The organism is Pseudomonas sp. ZY71 (assembly GCF_036542145.1).
GTDB lineage: Bacteria > Pseudomonadota > Gammaproteobacteria > Pseudomonadales > Pseudomonadaceae > Aquipseudomonas > Aquipseudomonas koreensis_A.
Window position 1 is genome coordinate 6,574,080 of the sequence record NZ_CP144274.1, and the last position, 14,451, is coordinate 6,588,530.

Here is a 14,451-nt window from a genome sequence, read left to right on the forward strand (position 1 = left end):
TTGGGATCAGCGCCCCTTCTTCCACAGCCACGCCCCCACCAGAATCCCCATGGTGCACAGCACCGCCACATAGTAGGCAGGCCCCATCGCGCTTTCTTTCAACAGCAGACTCACCACCATCGGCGTCAACCCACCAAAAATCGCATAAGCCACGTTGTACGAGAACGACAACCCGCTGAAGCGCACCACCGGTGGGAACGCCTTGACCATCACGTATGGAACCGCCCCAATTGTGCCAACCAGAAAACCGGTCAGCGCATAGAGCGGGAACAGCCAGTTCGGGTGATCGGCGAGGCTGTGATAGAAGGTCCAGGAGCTGATCAGCAAGCCCAGGCAACCGAACACGAATACGCGACCGGCGCCAAAGCGATCTGCCAACGCGCCGGAGATGACGCAGCCGATGCTCAGGAACACGATCGCCAGACTGTTCGATTGCAGCGACTCGGTCGGCGTGAAGTGATAGACCGTTTGCAGCACAGTCGGGGTCATCAGAATGACTACGACGATGCCGGCGGAGAGCAACCAGGTCAGCAACATCGAGATCGCAATCGCGCCGCGATGGTCACGCAGCACCGCGCGCAGCGGTACTTCCTCAGCCAGCGCCTTGCGCAGTTGCAACTCGGCGAATACCGGGGTTTCGTGCAGCCAGCGGCGCAAGTAAACCGAGAACAGGCCGAACACACCGCCCAGCAGGAATGGAATACGCCAAGCGTAATCGGATACTTCCGCCGGCGTATAAATGCTGTTGATCGCCGTAGCGACCAGCGAGCCGAGCAGAATGCCGGCGGTCAGGCCGCTGGTGAGGGTGCCACAGGCGTAACCCATGTGCTTTTGCGGTACATGTTCGGAAACGAAGACCCACGCGCCCGGCACTTCACCGCCAATCGCCGCGCCCTGAATCACCCGCATCACCAGCAACAGGATCGGCGCCCACATGCCGATCTGCGCGTACGTTGGCAGCAGACCCATGATCAGGGTCGGCACGGCCATCATGAAAATGCTCAAGGTGAACATCTTCTTGCGCCCCAGCAGGTCGCCGAAGTGCGCCATGACGACGCCGCCTAGCGGCCGCGCGAGGTAGCCGGCGGCGAAGATGCCGAAGGTCTGCATCAGGCGCAGCCACTCGGGCATGTCGGCCGGGAAGAACAGCTTGCCGACCACGGTGGCGAAGAACACGAAGATGATGAAATCGTAAAACTCCAGCGCACCACCGAGGGCCGATAGCGACAGAGTCTTGTAGTCGTTGCGGGTCAACGGTCGTGCGGGTTGCTCGGGCTGCGCGAGGCTCGAAGGCGCTGTGGTCATGGCAAGGGCTTCTCTTATAGTCGGAACTGCCGCCACAACAACGCTGGCGGTGGCTTGGGCAGGTTCGGCACCATAGCAAATTGTTCGAAAAAGCACATAGAGCCGCGTAATTGACGGTCGAAATGAGAACCGGATGGTCGTCGTGGAGTCTACCGACCGATATACTCGCAACCTGCTCCGGTTTGTAGGGGGTTGCTGTGCGAAAACGATGCTGTCATCCGGCGCTGTGAGAACGTAGCGAGCGAAAGCAAGACAAGGAAAAAACAGGCTAGGACGCGGAGTTTACGGGTTGTAAATGAGCAGTCCGAGCCTGTTTTTGACGCAGTATTGCTGAGCGCAGTAGTTCTCACAGTGTCGGCAGCCGGTTTCGCAGAGTTTCTCCTTAGGCGCCTGATGGAAAACGTGACGAACGTAGTAGGTTCGGTGCTGAATCGTTTTTCCCGAAGACGGCTACCACCAGCAATACCAACGAAGAGTCACGGGTCAGAGGCACCCCCGGCATGATAGAGCTCGAACAAGAAGATCCGATCCCGCAAGGCGACCTGGCCCTGCAAATCACCGCACTTCCACGCGAAACCAATGGCTTTGGCGATATTTTCGGCGGCTGGCTGGTAGCGCAGATGGATTTGGCCGGCACCGCGATGGCCAGCCGTGTCGCTGGCGGCCGCGTGGCCACGGTTGCCATCGATCGCATGGCGTTCCTCGTGCCAGTGGCTGTCGGCGCACAATTGTCCTTCTATACCCAGACCCTGGAAATCGGCCGCAGCTCGATCCAGATGATGGTTGAAGTGTGGAGCGACGACCCGCTGTCCAGTGAGTGGCGTAAAGTGACCGAAGCCGTGTTTGTCTTCGTCGCCATCGACGGCAGCGGCCGCACTCGCTCGGTTCCGCCACGCGCGCGTTAAACCTCGCGGCCGTTTTACGGTCGATAATCGTCCCAAGTGTCTGATCGAGAGCTGTCCCATGAACACGCCCAACGTTGAAGCGGTGAAACTGGATGAACTGAACTGCTGGCGCATCCGCCACGGTCAGGCCGAAGTGCTGGTGGCCCAGCAAGGCGCGCACATCCTCAGTTATCAGATCGATGGGCAGCCGCCGATCATCTGGCTCAACGACAAAGCCGACTTCAAGACGGGCAAAAGCATTCGCGCCGGCGTGCCGGTGTGCTGGCCGTGGTTCGGCAAGTTCGAGCGCAACTCGCAGAGCGTGCAGGCCATGTACACCGGTGAGCAACCGGCACCCGCGCACGGTCTGGTGCGGGCGATGGATTGGGAGTTGGGCGGCATCGAATCAGAGGCTGACGGTGTCAAGGTCGAGTTCAAGCTGCCCTACCCTGACGGTGGCCTGCCGGGCTGGCCGCACGAAGTCGATCTGACCCTGACCCTGCATTTGTCCGAGCAATTGAGCTTCAGCCTGACCAGCCACAACCGTGGCAGTGACAGCGTCAGCCTGAGCCAGGCGCTGCACACGTATTTCGCGGTCAGTGATGTGCGCAATGTGCAGGTCGACGGTGTCGATGGTTTGAATTACATCGAGACGCTGGATGACTGGAAAACCAACAGTCAGCAAGGCGATCTGCATTTTGCCGGCGAAACCGACCGCATCTACCTCGACGCTCCGCCGCAGTTGAGCATTGTCGACCCGACCTGGGAAAGACGCATTGTGCTGACGGCTACCGGTTCACGCACGGCGGTGATCTGGAACCCGTGGATCGATCGCGCGGCGGCATTGGCGGATATGGATAACGATGGCTGGCAGCGCATGTTGTGCATCGAGACGGCGAATGTGATGGATGACGTGGTTACGCTGGCGGCGGGTGCGAGCCATACCATGGGCGTGAGTGTCGTCAGCAAGCCGCTCTAACAGCACCGCAAAACCAAATGTAGGAGTGAGCCTGCTCGCGATAGCGGTTTGTCAGATCCATTAAATTGGCTGACACGACGCTATCGCGAGCAGGCTCGCTCCCACAGTTGTTTCGTGGTGACTGTTAGAGATCGGACTCCTGCACCACCCGCACTTTGTCCGCCTCCAGCGCATACGCCGCATCGGCCAGATCATTGCTGACCTTCTCGACCTTCAGCGTGCCGGTCACCCACAGCGGCGTGTAGATATCGTCCAGTTTCAAACCTTTCGGATACCGCACCAGCACCAGTTGATTCGGCGGCGGTGGCGGCACGTGGATGCAAGCGCCCGGGTACGGCACGAGGAAGAACAGCGTGCTGCGGCCCTTGGCGTCGGACTCCAGCGGCACCGGATAACCACCGATGCGGATGTGCTTGTCGTTCATCGACGCCACGGTTTTGGTCGAATACATCACCGCCGGCAGACCTTTGGCCTGCTTCATCCCGCCCTTCTCGGTGAAGGTGCCGGTGGCTTCCGGGGAGTTGTGGTCGATTTCAGGCATGGCCTCGAGGGCCTTTTGATCCGACTTGGGCATCAGTTCGAGCCAGTCGGTTTCCGGCAGTTCGCCGGCGTGGGCCAAACCGCTGCCCAGGAAAAGGAGAGTCAACAGAAGACGGCGCATGAAGGTGCTCGGTATAGAAAGGAAGGAACATTGAATCGCCGAGCATTCTAGCCCTCCCGGCCACTTTGGCAGAGAGGGCTTTGTCGCTTTGGATCAGTTCTTTTTGATCAGGCCGTAGATCACCAGCAACACGATCGCGCCGACCAGTGCGCCGATGAAGCCTGCGCCCTCGCCCGCGTGATAGATGCCCAGGGCCTGGCCGCCGTAAGTGGCTGCCAGCGAACCGCCGATACCGAGCAGGATGGTCATGATCCAGCCCATGCTGTCATCGCCCGGTTTCAGGAACCGCGCCAGCAGGCCGACGATCAAGCCGATAAAGATGGTTCCGATAATTCCCATGGCAATTCCCTCTCAGTAGTAGATATGCGAAGCCTAGTCAGACTTTGGCATCCTGCCATGAGAGAACGGCGGCCCCTGAATGGTTCCGCCGCTGCCACATGAAACTGTCGTTACTCGCCGATCAGCGCTTCTACCTTGACGATCTGCGCCTGCAGCGTGGCCATGTCGGCGCAACGCAGGTTGGCGTGGCCGACCTTGCGCCCGGCCTTGAAGGCTTTGCCGTAGTGATGCAGATGGCAATCTTCGATGGCGATGACTTTCTCAACCGGTGGAACAACGCCGATGAAGTTAAGCATCGCGCTCTCGCCGACCTTGGCCGTCGAACCCAGCGGCAGGCCGGCAACGGCGCGCAGGTGGTTTTCGAACTGGCTGCATTTGGCGCCTTCAGTGGTCCAGTGCCCGGAGTTGTGCACGCGCGGGGCGATTTCGTTGGCCTTGAGGCCACCGTCGACTTCAAAGAACTCGAACGCCATCACGCCGACGTAGTCGAGTTGCTTGAGCACACGGCTCGAGTAATCTTCGGCCAGCGCCTGCAACGGGTGATCGGTACTGGCAACCGACAACTTGAGGATGCCGCTGTCGTGGGTGTTGTGTACCAGCGGATAGAACTTGGTTTCGCCATCGCGAGCACGCACGGCGATCAGCGAGACTTCACCGGTGAACGGCACGAAGCCTTCCAGCAGGCAGGACACGCTGCCCAGCTCGGCGAAGGTGCCGACCACGTCTTCCGGCTTGCGCAGGACTTTCTGGCCCTTGCCGTCATAACCCAGGGTGCGGGTTTTCAGCACGGCCGGCAGACCGATCGAAGCCACGGCGGCATCCAGATCGGCTTGCGATTGAATGTCGGCGAAGGCCGGGGTCGGAATGCCCAGGTCCTTGAACATGCTCTTTTCGAACCAGCGGTCGCGAGCGATGCGCAGGGCTTCGGCACTCGGATAAACCGGCACAAACTGCGAGAGGAATGCCACGGTTTCGGCCGGGACGCTTTCGAATTCGAAGGTCACCAGATCGACTTCATCGGCCAGTTGGCGCAGATGATCCTGATCGCCGTAATCGGCCCGCAGGTGTTCGCCCAGCGCCGCGGCACAAGCGTCCGGCGCAGGGTCGAGGAAAGCGAAGTTCATGCCCAGCGGGGTGCCCGCCAGGGCCAACATGCGACCCAACTGGCCGCCACCGATTACACCGATCTTCATCTCAACAACCTCAGGCAATACGTGGGTCTGGATTGTCCAGGACGCTGTCTGTCTGCTCGGCACGGAAGGTTTTCAGTACCGCGTGGAACTGTGGATGCTTGGCGCCGAGGATGCTCGCCGAGAGCAGGGCGGCGTTGATCGCGCCAGCCTTGCCGATAGCGAGGGTGGCGACCGGAATACCGGCTGGCATCTGCACGATCGACAGCAGCGAGTCGACGCCCGAGAGCATGGCCGACTGCACTGGCACGCCCAGCACCGGCAGGTGGGTCTTGGCCGCACACATGCCTGGCAAGTGGGCTGCGCCACCGGCACCGGCGATAATCACCTCGATGCCGCGGCTTTCAGCCTCTTCGGCGTACTGGAACAGCAAATCCGGGGTGCGGTGGGCAGAGACCACTTTGACCTCGTACGGGATGCCGAGCTTTTCCAGCATATCGGCGGTGTGGCTAAGGGTGGACCAATCGGACTTGGAGCCCATGATCACGCCAACCAGTGCACTCATCGTCGCGCCTCTTCTCTCTGGAGCGCCCGCAGGCGCGTCATAAAACAACAAGCCACGCAGGTTGCGTGGCTTGATTGTACGAAAAATGGCCGGACGTGCCGGCCGAAGGCCGCGCAGTATACCGCAAAGAAAGCAATAAACAGCCCCCCGCACGACCATCTGTCATCTGCCGCAAATGCCCGGTTTTATTGACCTGAAGGTCAGCGACAGAACACCGCAAATCCCCTGTAGGAGTGAGCCTGCTCGCGATGGCGGTGTATCAGTCACATCGTCGCTGAATGTGCTGACGCTATCGCGAGCAGGCTCACTCCTACATTGGATCTCTGTTCAAGTCAGGAAGCTTGTGCAGCGCCGCCCTCGAGCTTGCGCCACAGCAGGCGCACGTTGGCTTTACGCACCAAGGCGCAGCGATACAGGCGAATCTCCAGCGGCACGTGCCATTGCGGGCCGCCGCAGACCACCAGTTCGCCACGCGCCAGCTCAGCACGCACGCTCAGTTGCGGCACCCAGGCAATGCCGAGGCCTTCCAGCGCCATGCTCTTCAGGCTGTCAGCCATCGCGGTTTCGTAAATAGTGGTGAAGCGCAGCTGACGCTGACGCAACAATCCATTCACCGAGCGACCGAGAAACGCCCCGGCGCTATAGGCCAGCAACGGCACGCTCGCCTCCCCTTCCAGATCGAACAACGGCTTGCCATCAGCATCCGCCGCGCACACCGGCAGCATCTCGGTCTGGCCCAAATGCAACGAGGGGAAAATCTCCGGATCCATCTGCATCGCCGCGTCCGGGTCATAGAACGCCAGCATCAAGTCGCAGCCACCTTCACGCAATGCATGCACCGCGTCGCCGACGTTGGTTGCGACCAAGCGCGTGGCGATGTTCAAGCCTTCATTACGCAGTTGTGCAATCCAGCGCGGGAAGAAACCCAGCGCCAGCGAGTGAGCCGCGGCAACCTGCATCACTTCGCCCTGCCCGCCCTCCAGATGATGCAGATGGCGCAGCACTTCACCGAGCTGTTCAACCACCGTGCGCGCGGTCACCAGAAACAATTGCCCCGCTGCCGTCAGCTCGATCGGCGTGCGCGAGCGATTGACCAGGGTCAGCCCCAGCGCAGCCTCGAGACTGCGGATCCGCCGACTGAACGCCGGCTGGGTCACGAAGCGCCGTTCGGCCGCTTGCGAGAAGCTGCGGGTGGCGGCCAGAGCACTGAAGTCCTCGAGCCATTTGCTTTCCAGATTCATCACGTCCTCCCGGACACGCACCAAAACAGGTCACACGTCTGCCGCGCACGCGGCGTCACACGGGCATTATGCCGAATGTGCATAGGGCAGTGCTGAACAGCATTGGCCCAAAATTTCCTACAAGCCTAGCATTCGCAGCGTTCCGGCACAGACCGGGTCCATATCGAGATGATTTCTATCATGTCCTCCGCTGCATCTTTCCGCACAGAAAACGACCTGCTTGGCGCCCTCGAAGTACCGGCTCAAGCGTATTACGGCATCCAGACCCTGCGAGCGGTGAACAACTTCCGTCTCTCCGGCGTTCCGATTTCGCATTACCCGAAACTGGTTGTCGGCCTGGCAATGGTCAAACAGGCCGCTGCTGACGCCAACCGCGAGTTGGGTCACCTGAGCGAAGCCAAGCACGCTGCCATCAGCGAAGCCTGTGCCCGATTGATCCGCGGTGATTACCACGAAGAGTTCGTGGTCGACATGATTCAAGGTGGCGCCGGTACTTCCACCAACATGAACGCCAACGAAGTGATCGCCAACATTGCGCTCGAAGCAATGGGTCACCAGAAAGGCGAGTACCAGTACCTGCACCCGAACGACGACGTCAACATGGCGCAGTCGACCAACGACGCCTACCCGACAGCGATCCGCCTGGGCCTGCTGCTCGGTCACGACACCCTGCTGGCCAGCCTCGACAGCTTGATTCAGGCGTTCGCGGCCAAGGGCAAAGAATTCGATCACGTCCTGAAAATGGGCCGTACCCAGCTGCAAGACGCTGTGCCGATGACCCTCGGCCAGGAATTCCGTGCCTTCGCCACTACCATGGGCGAAGACCTGGCCCGTCTGAAGACGCTGGCCCCGGAACTGCTGACTGAAGTAAACCTGGGCGGCACCGCGATCGGCACCGGCATCAACGCCGACCCGCGTTACCAAGCGCTGGCTGTTCAGCGTCTGGCCCTGATCAGCGGTCAACCGCTGGTTCCAGCGGCCGACCTGATCGAAGCGACTTCCGACATGGGCGCCTTCGTGCTGTTCTCCGGGATGCTCAAGCGCACCGCGGTGAAGCTGTCGAAGATCTGCAACGACCTGCGCCTGCTGTCCAGCGGCCCACGCACCGGCATCAACGAAATCAACCTGCCAGCGCGTCAGCCAGGCAGCTCGATCATGCCCGGCAAGGTCAACCCGGTGATTCCGGAAGCTGTGAACCAGGTTGCATTCCAGGTCATCGGTAACGATCTGGCGCTGACCATGGCAGCCGAAGGCGGCCAACTGCAGCTGAACGTGATGGAGCCGCTGATCGCTTTCAAGATCTTCGACTCGATCCGCCTGCTGCAACGGGCCATGGACATGCTGCGTGAGCACTGCATCGTCGGCATCACCGCCAACGAAGCGCGCTGCCGCGAACTGGTCGAACACTCGATCGGTCTGGTCACCGCACTGAACCCGTACATCGGCTACAAAAACGCCACCCGTATAGCCGGCCTCGCCCTTGAAAGCGGCCGCGGCGTGCTGGAACTGGTGCGCGAAGAAGGTCTGCTCGACGAAGCCATGCTCGCCGACATCCTGCGCCCGGAAAACATGATTGCTCCACGTCTGGTTCCGCTGAAAGGCTGAACCGACGCGTTACTTGTAGCACCGCTCACCAGGTCGAGGGACTAGACACCTCTCACCTTTTGAGGGCTTGGGGATTTAGTCCCCAAGCCCTTTTTTTTAACTTTCTGACCCTGAGACCCGTATGTCTGGGGACTGAACAATGTGGGAGCGAGCCTGCTCGCGAAGACGGCGGCACATTCAAAAACGATGTGTCTGCAATACCGCTTTCGCGAGCAGGCTCGATCCCACACAGAGCAGTTCCTGCACAAGCCCGGCGCCGGTAACGCCGGGTGTTTCAAAGCCTCGTTTCGTCGCTTGCACCACTACCGTGCAGACGGGCGCGTCACTGATCGGTATAGTGCCGCCCCTCTTCGCGTGAGCGGTCGTCGGTAACGAGGCCATAACCCATGCGAAACCCGAACTAATAACAAACCCGCGAAATGGAACCGGACGAAACCTTCGCCTCACCCGTCGTGCCGCGCGCACACCGGTGTAACACGATGTTTCTTCCATCCAGTATTTGCTTACACAATAAACAGCGAGGAAAAATCCATGCTCGAAGTCATTAACGACTTCCTCTCAGGGAAAGTACTGATCGTGCTCATTGTCGGGCTCGGTAGCTACTTCACGATTCGCTCGCGTTTCGTTCAATTGCGCCACTTCTTCCACATGTTCGCGGTGTTCCGCGACAGCCTCAAGGGCAGCGCCGGGCAACTCAGCTCGTTCCAGGCCCTGATGCTCAGCCTTGCCGGCCGCGTCGGTGCAGGCAACATCGCCGGTGTCGGCATTGCCGTGACCTTGGGTGGTCCGGGTGCGGTGTTCTGGATGTGGGTGACCGCACTGGTCGGCATGTCCAGCAGCTTCTTTGAATGTACCCTGGCCCAAGTCTACAAGCGCGCCGATGGCGACGGCTTGTACCGTGGCGGCCCGGCCTACTACATCCAGCACGGCCTTAAGCTCAAAGGTATGGCTGTGGTGTTCTCGGTCCTGCTGCTGGTCACCTACGGCTTCGCCTTCATTGGCCTGCAGTCCTACACCGTGACCCACTCGCTGCAGAACGCCTTTGAATTCAACCCACAACACACCGGTATCGTCCTCGCGGTGCTGCTGGCCATCACCTTCCTCGGTGGCATCAAGCGCATCGCCTCGGTGTCCGACCTGCTGGTGCCGATCAAGACCCTGGCCTATATCGGCGTGACCTTGTACGTGATCGGTACTCAGATCGAACACGTGCCAGCCATGCTGGAAACCATCTTCAAGAGCGCCTTCGGCCTCGACCCGGCCTTTGGCGGCCTGCTCGGCAGCGCCATCGTCATGGGCGTGAAGCGTGGCGTGTTCGCCAACGAAGCGGGCCTCGGCAGTGCGCCGAACGTCGCCGCCGTGGCTGCCGTGAAACACCCGGGCGCTCAGGGCGTGGTTCAGGCCTTCAGCGTGTTCCTCGACACTTTCGTGATCTGCACCTGCACCGCGCTGCTGATCCTGCTGTCGGGCTTCTACACCCCGGGTTTCGAAGGTGACGGCATCGTCCTGACCCAGAACTCGCTGGCTGCCGTGGTCGGTGACTGGGGTCGCATGTTCGTCAGCGTCGCGCTGTCGCTGTTCGTCTTCACCTGCATCCTCTACAACTACTACCTGGGCGAAAACAGCCTGCAGTTCCTCACCCGCAACCGCGCCGCGCTGATGATTTTCCGTGGCCTGGTGCTGGCGCTGGTGGTCTGGGGTTCGATGCAGGACCTGTCGACCGTGTTCGCCTTCGCCGACATCACCATGACCTGCCTGGCCTTCGTCAACCTGGTGGCCCTGGCCATGCTGTTCAAGGTCGGCATGCGTGTGATGCGCGACTACGACGAGCAGCGCCGCGCCGGGGTCAAACAGCCGGTGTTCGACTCCAGCAAATTTGCTGATCTGGATCTGGACCTGAAGGCCTGGCCGACCAATCCGTCTGCCGCTGCCGGCAAGACCGAAGCCGTGCCGCAAGGCGTGCCTGCAGCGCAACGCTGACAGGTGAATGACGGGCGCATCCCCTGCGCCCGTCAGTTATTGTGATGCAATAACTTGTAGGAGCGAGCCTGCTCGCGGTAGCGGTCTTTCAACCAACATCAATGTTGAATGATGAACCGCCATCGCGAGCAGGCTCACTCCTACAAGGACCTCATCCTTTCGGAGAATCCCCATGAATTCGTCGACCTACCCCGCCGCCCAGCACGTCATGGTGCTCTACACCGGTGGCACCATCGGTATGCAGGCCAGCGCCAATGGCCTGGCCCCGGCGTCCGGTTTCGAAGCGCGGATGCGCGACTACCTGCACAGCCAGCCTGAACTCGTCGTGCCGCAGTGGCAGTTCCGGGAAATGTCGCCGCTGATCGACAGCGCCAACATGACCCCGGCCTATTGGCAGCAACTGCGTGAAGCGGTGGTCGATGCCGTGGATGTGCAAGGTTGCGACAGCGTGCTGATCCTGCACGGCACCGACACGCTGGCCTATAGCGCGGCGGCGATGAGTTTCCAGTTGCTCGGCCTGCATGCGCGGGTTTGCTTCACCGGTTCGATGCTGCCGGCCGGTGTCACCGACAGCGATGCCTGGGAAAACCTCGGCGGCGCACTGGTTGCCCTCGGCCAAGGTCTGGCGCCGGGCGTGCATCTGTACTTCCACGGCGAACTGCTGGCGCCGACCCGTTGCGCGAAAGTGCGCAGTTTTGGCCGTCATCCGTTCAAGCGTCTGGAGCGTCAGGGCGGCGGTGTCAAAGCCCCTTCGATTCCAGTGTCGTTGAACTACAACCAGCCGAAGCAACTGGCCAAAGTCGCCGTGCTGCCGCTGTTCCCTGGCATCAGCGCCGAAGTCCTCGACGGTCTACTCGACAGCGGCATTCAAGGTCTGGTGCTGGAGTGCTACGGCAGCGGTACAGGGCCGAGCAACAACCCTGAGTTTCTGGCAAGCCTTGGCCGTGCGCGGGATAACGGCGTAGTCGTGGTTGCTGTGACGCAATGCCATGAGGGTGGCGTTGAGCTGGATGTTTACGAGGCTGGCAGCCGACTGCGCGGCGTTGGCGTGCTGTCCGGCGGAGGCATGACTCGCGAGGCGGCATTCGGCAAGTTGCACGGGTTGCTCGGTGCGGGGCTGGAAACCGCGGAAGTGCGTCGGCTGATCGAACTGGATTTGTGTGGTGAGTTGCTCTGAGCATGGCTCTGGATCGGCCCTCACCCTAGCCCTCTCCCGGAGGGAGAGGGGACTGACCTTAGTGTCTCGCGCTTTACGCCGACCTGAAAAAAACAGTCGATTATGGATTCGTCAGCGTTTTTTCAGGTCGACGTATCTCGCCAATCTCCCCCAATCGGCCCCCTCTCCCTTTGGGAGAGGGCTGGGGTGAGGGGCTGCTGCGGCATGCAACTTGCTGTATTCCAGCCACCTCAAGGCTGGAAGATCCCATGCTCCACTCCCACCTCACCACCCTCAATGCCGTCTCGCTGATCCTCAACACCTTCAAAGCCGAAGGCCTGTCGAGCGAGGCGCTGCTGGCTGGAAGCGGCATCAGTGCGGCGGATCTCAGCCGGGCCGACACGCGCATCACCACCAATCAGGAGATGCAGGTCTGCGCCAACGCGGTAGCGCTCAAGCATGACATTGGTTTGGAGCTGGGCCGGCGCATGCATGTTTCTTGCTACGGCATCCTCGGGTACGCACTGCTCACCTGTGCCACCTTCGGTGACGCTCTACGCCTGGCGATCCGGTATCCGGCGCTGTTGGGAACACTTTTCGAACTGAGCCTGGAAGACGATGGCGAGCGCGTCTGGTTCGTCGCTGCCGATTATCGCGAGATCCCGGCGATGGCGGTGTTCAATGCCGAGTTCTGCCTGGTGTCGCTGAAGGTCATTTGCGATGACCTGCTCGGGCATCCACTGCCCTTGCTCGCCACGCGCTTCGAACACGCCGCGCCGGACTATCGCGACAGCTATGCCGAGCACTTCGACAGCCCGTTGCACTTCACCGCCAAGGACAACGCCTTTGCCTTCGACCGTCACTGGCTCGATCAACCGCTGCCGCTGGCCGATCTCATCACCCATCAAGCCATGGCCGAACGTTGCCGCAAACAGAACCTGGAGTTCACCGGGCGTCAGGCGTGGCTGGGGCGGATTCGGCAGCTGCTCAGCGCGCAATTGAACGCCGCGCCAGGGCTGGAGGGTTTGGCACAACAGATGAAATGCTCGCCGCGCACCTTGCGCCGGCATCTCAAGGACATGGGCAGCAGCTATCAGGAACTGCTCGATGAGCTGCGCTTCGAACGGGCGAAGCAGATGTTGTGTGAGGATCAGTTGCCGATTTATCGCATCGCCGAAACCCTCGGGTTTAGCGAGACAGCCAGCTTCCGCCATGCGTTTGTACGCTGGAGCGGCGTGGCGCCGAGTCAGTTCCGCCCACATTGACTGCTGACCTGCTCGCGAAAGCGCCAGATCAATCACATCCATGGTGCCTGACACGCCCTCTTCGCGAGCAGGCTCGCTGCCACAGGAGATTTGTCGGTTTATTCCCCGAACACTCGATAAGGGGCGAATTGCGGTCAGTATTTTTGGCCACATCCATCCCCTTTTGGCCTTTCCTGCCGTTTTCCGATTCGTCTTGTCCCGCAACACTGAGAGCAACCGAATCAGCCCTGCGGAGAACAACAAATGCTGACGATCTACTCGGACGATCACCACCTGCACCATGGCCGCTGCGAACTCATCGATGGCCAGCTCAAACCGTGCTTCGAGATGCCGTCGCGCGCCGACCATGTGCTGCAACGCGTGAAAAACCAGAACCTCGGCCCGGTCGAGGCACCGAAGGATTTCGGTCTGCAGCCGATCGCCCGTATCCACAGCCAAGACTATCTCGACTTTTTCAAAGGTGCGTGGGCGCGCTGGACTGAATTCAACACCGATGGCGACTTGTTGCCCTACACCTGGCCGGCGCGCACCCTGCGTGCGATCAAACCGACCAGCCTGCACGGCCAGCTCGGTTACTACAGTTTCGACGGCGGTGCGCCGATCACCGCCGGCACCTGGCAAGCGGCCTACAGCGCGGCGCAAGTTGCCCTGACCGCACAAGCGCAAATCCAGCGTGGCGCGCGCAGTGCCTTCGCCCTGTGCCGTCCACCGGGACACCACGCCGCCAGCGATTTGATGGGCGGTTATTGCTACCTCAACAATGCCGCCATCGCCGCCCAGGCGTTCCTCGATCAGGGCCACCAGAAGGTCGCGATCCTCGATGTCGACTATCACCACGGCAACGGCACGCAGTCGATTTTCTACGAGCGCAGCGACGTGCTGTTCACCTCGATCCACGGTCATCCGGAAGCGGAGTTCCCGTTCTTTCTCGGCTACGACGACGAGCGTGGCGAAGGCGCCGGTGAAGGTTTCAACTTCAATTATCCGCTGCCCGCCGGTTCCGGTTGGGACGTGTGGAGTGCAGCACTGGATCAGGCCTGCGACGAGATCGATCGCTACGGCGCCGACGTGATTGTCGTGTCGCTCGGCGTCGACACGTTCAAGGACGATCCGATTTCTCAGTTCAAACTCGACAGTCCGGATTATCTGGCAATGGGCAAGCGTATTGCCGCCCTCGGCAAACCGACGCTGTTCGTCATGGAAGGTGGCTACGCCGTGGAAGAAATCGGCATCAATGCGGTGAACGTGCTCGAAGGGTTCGAGCAATAAACCAACTCAATCCGGATCAACAAAACCCGACCCGCTCAGGCGGGTCTTTTTTTGCCTGCAATATTTATCTAC

The 14,451-nt window shown here is 60.7% G+C and carries 13 protein-coding genes; 7 read left to right on the forward strand and 6 right to left on the reverse strand.

Annotation, left to right across the window (positions count from 1 at the left end):
• Positions 1-6: 6 nt before the first annotated feature.
• Entirely contained in the window at positions 7-1,305 is a 1,299-nt protein-coding gene (locus VY732_RS29360) for an MFS transporter (RefSeq protein WP_331693145.1), read from the reverse strand.
• 500 nt (positions 1,306-1,805) lie between these two features.
• Here VY732_RS29360 and VY732_RS29365 point away from each other — a divergent pair, with 500 nt between their 5' ends.
• Together VY732_RS29365 and VY732_RS29370 are read left to right on the forward strand one after the other, a co-directional pair.
• The gene (locus VY732_RS29365) at positions 1,806-2,210 is read left to right on the forward strand and encodes an acyl-CoA thioesterase (protein ID WP_003229628.1); all 405 of its coding nucleotides are present in this window, start codon (positions 1,806-1,808) and stop codon (positions 2,208-2,210) included.
• A gap of 58 nt (positions 2,211-2,268) precedes the next feature.
• Positions 2,269-3,168, forward strand: coding sequence for a D-hexose-6-phosphate mutarotase (locus VY732_RS29370; protein ID WP_331693146.1), 900 nt, complete (start codon positions 2,269-2,271; stop codon positions 3,166-3,168).
• Between the two features lie 124 nt (positions 3,169-3,292).
• On the opposite strand, the gene VY732_RS29375 is transcribed toward VY732_RS29370, so the two are convergent.
• The 5 genes from VY732_RS29375 to VY732_RS29395 form a co-directional block, all read right to left on the reverse strand.
• A complete protein-coding gene (locus VY732_RS29375) occupies positions 3,293-3,829 on the reverse strand; it encodes a DUF3299 domain-containing protein (RefSeq protein WP_007920225.1) in 537 nt (178 codons plus the stop codon).
• A 93-nt stretch (positions 3,830-3,922) separates the two neighbouring features.
• The gene (locus tag VY732_RS29380; RefSeq protein ID WP_007920223.1) at positions 3,923-4,168 is read right to left on the reverse strand and encodes a GlsB/YeaQ/YmgE family stress response membrane protein; all 246 of its coding nucleotides are present in this window, start codon (positions 4,166-4,168) and stop codon (positions 3,923-3,925) included.
• Between the two features lie 110 nt (positions 4,169-4,278).
• Complete coding sequence (locus VY732_RS29385) at positions 4,279-5,361, reverse strand: 5-(carboxyamino)imidazole ribonucleotide synthase (protein ID WP_331693147.1); 1,083 nt, start codon at positions 5,359-5,361, stop codon at positions 4,279-4,281.
• A gap of 10 nt (positions 5,362-5,371) precedes the next feature.
• On the reverse strand, positions 5,372-5,863 hold the full coding sequence (gene purE, locus VY732_RS29390; RefSeq protein WP_007920220.1) for a 5-(carboxyamino)imidazole ribonucleotide mutase: 492 nt from the start codon (positions 5,861-5,863) through the stop codon (positions 5,372-5,374).
• 332 nt (positions 5,864-6,195) lie between these two features.
• Positions 6,196-7,104 carry a LysR substrate-binding domain-containing protein gene (locus VY732_RS29395; RefSeq protein WP_007962273.1) on the reverse strand — a complete coding sequence of 303 codons (909 nt, stop codon included), beginning with the start codon at positions 7,102-7,104 and terminating at the stop codon, positions 6,196-6,198.
• 180 nt (positions 7,105-7,284) lie between these two features.
• Here VY732_RS29395 and aspA point away from each other — a divergent pair, with 180 nt between their 5' ends.
• The 5 genes from aspA (at position 7,285) to VY732_RS29420 (ending at position 14,379) form a co-directional block, all read left to right on the forward strand.
• Positions 7,285-8,709: an aspartate ammonia-lyase gene (gene aspA / locus VY732_RS29400; protein ID WP_053125149.1), complete on the forward strand. Its 1,425-nt coding sequence runs from the start codon at positions 7,285-7,287 to the stop codon at positions 8,707-8,709.
• A 531-nt stretch (positions 8,710-9,240) separates the two neighbouring features.
• Positions 9,241-10,689 (forward strand): alanine/glycine:cation symporter family protein, encoded by a 1,449-nt coding sequence (locus VY732_RS29405; protein ID WP_331693148.1) that lies wholly within the window; start codon positions 9,241-9,243, stop codon positions 10,687-10,689.
• A 172-nt stretch (positions 10,690-10,861) separates the two neighbouring features.
• Positions 10,862-11,866 (forward strand): asparaginase, encoded by a 1,005-nt coding sequence (locus VY732_RS29410; RefSeq protein WP_331693149.1) that lies wholly within the window; start codon positions 10,862-10,864, stop codon positions 11,864-11,866.
• A 248-nt stretch (positions 11,867-12,114) separates the two neighbouring features.
• The gene (locus VY732_RS29415) at positions 12,115-13,110 is read left to right on the forward strand and encodes an AraC family transcriptional regulator (RefSeq protein WP_331693150.1); all 996 of its coding nucleotides are present in this window, start codon (positions 12,115-12,117) and stop codon (positions 13,108-13,110) included.
• Between the two features lie 243 nt (positions 13,111-13,353).
• Positions 13,354-14,379, forward strand: a complete 1,026-nt coding sequence (locus tag VY732_RS29420) for a histone deacetylase family protein (RefSeq protein WP_077575098.1) — start codon at positions 13,354-13,356, stop codon at positions 14,377-14,379.
• Positions 14,380-14,451: the final 72 nt, after the last annotated feature.

Bases quoted from the DNA above. Each gene is read 5' to 3' on its own strand.
- VY732_RS29375 (WP_007920225.1), bottom strand. From the start codon at position 3,829: ATGCGCCGTCTTCTGTTGACTCTCCTTTTCCTGGGCAGCGGTTTGGCC.
- VY732_RS29405 (WP_331693148.1), top strand. From the start codon at position 9,241: ATGCTCGAAGTCATTAACGACTTCCTCTCAGGGAAAGTACTGATCGTG.
- VY732_RS29380 (WP_007920223.1), bottom strand. From the start codon at position 4,168: ATGGGAATTATCGGAACCATCTTTATCGGCTTGATCGTCGGCCTGCTG.
- VY732_RS29360 (WP_331693145.1), bottom strand. From the start codon at position 1,305: ATGACCACAGCGCCTTCGAGCCTCGCGCAGCCCGAGCAACCCGCACGA.
- VY732_RS29420 (WP_077575098.1), top strand. From the start codon at position 13,354: ATGCTGACGATCTACTCGGACGATCACCACCTGCACCATGGCCGCTGC.
- VY732_RS29395 (WP_007962273.1), bottom strand. From the start codon at position 7,104: ATGAATCTGGAAAGCAAATGGCTCGAGGACTTCAGTGCTCTGGCCGCC.
- VY732_RS29415 (WP_331693150.1), top strand. From the start codon at position 12,115: ATGCTCCACTCCCACCTCACCACCCTCAATGCCGTCTCGCTGATCCTC.
- VY732_RS29410 (WP_331693149.1), top strand. From the start codon at position 10,862: ATGAATTCGTCGACCTACCCCGCCGCCCAGCACGTCATGGTGCTCTAC.
- aspA (WP_053125149.1), top strand. From the start codon at position 7,285: ATGTCCTCCGCTGCATCTTTCCGCACAGAAAACGACCTGCTTGGCGCC.
- VY732_RS29370 (WP_331693146.1), top strand. From the start codon at position 2,269: ATGAACACGCCCAACGTTGAAGCGGTGAAACTGGATGAACTGAACTGC.
- VY732_RS29365 (WP_003229628.1), top strand. From the start codon at position 1,806: ATGATAGAGCTCGAACAAGAAGATCCGATCCCGCAAGGCGACCTGGCC.
- purE (WP_007920220.1), bottom strand. From the start codon at position 5,863: ATGAGTGCACTGGTTGGCGTGATCATGGGCTCCAAGTCCGATTGGTCC.
- VY732_RS29385 (WP_331693147.1), bottom strand. From the start codon at position 5,361: ATGAAGATCGGTGTAATCGGTGGCGGCCAGTTGGGTCGCATGTTGGCC.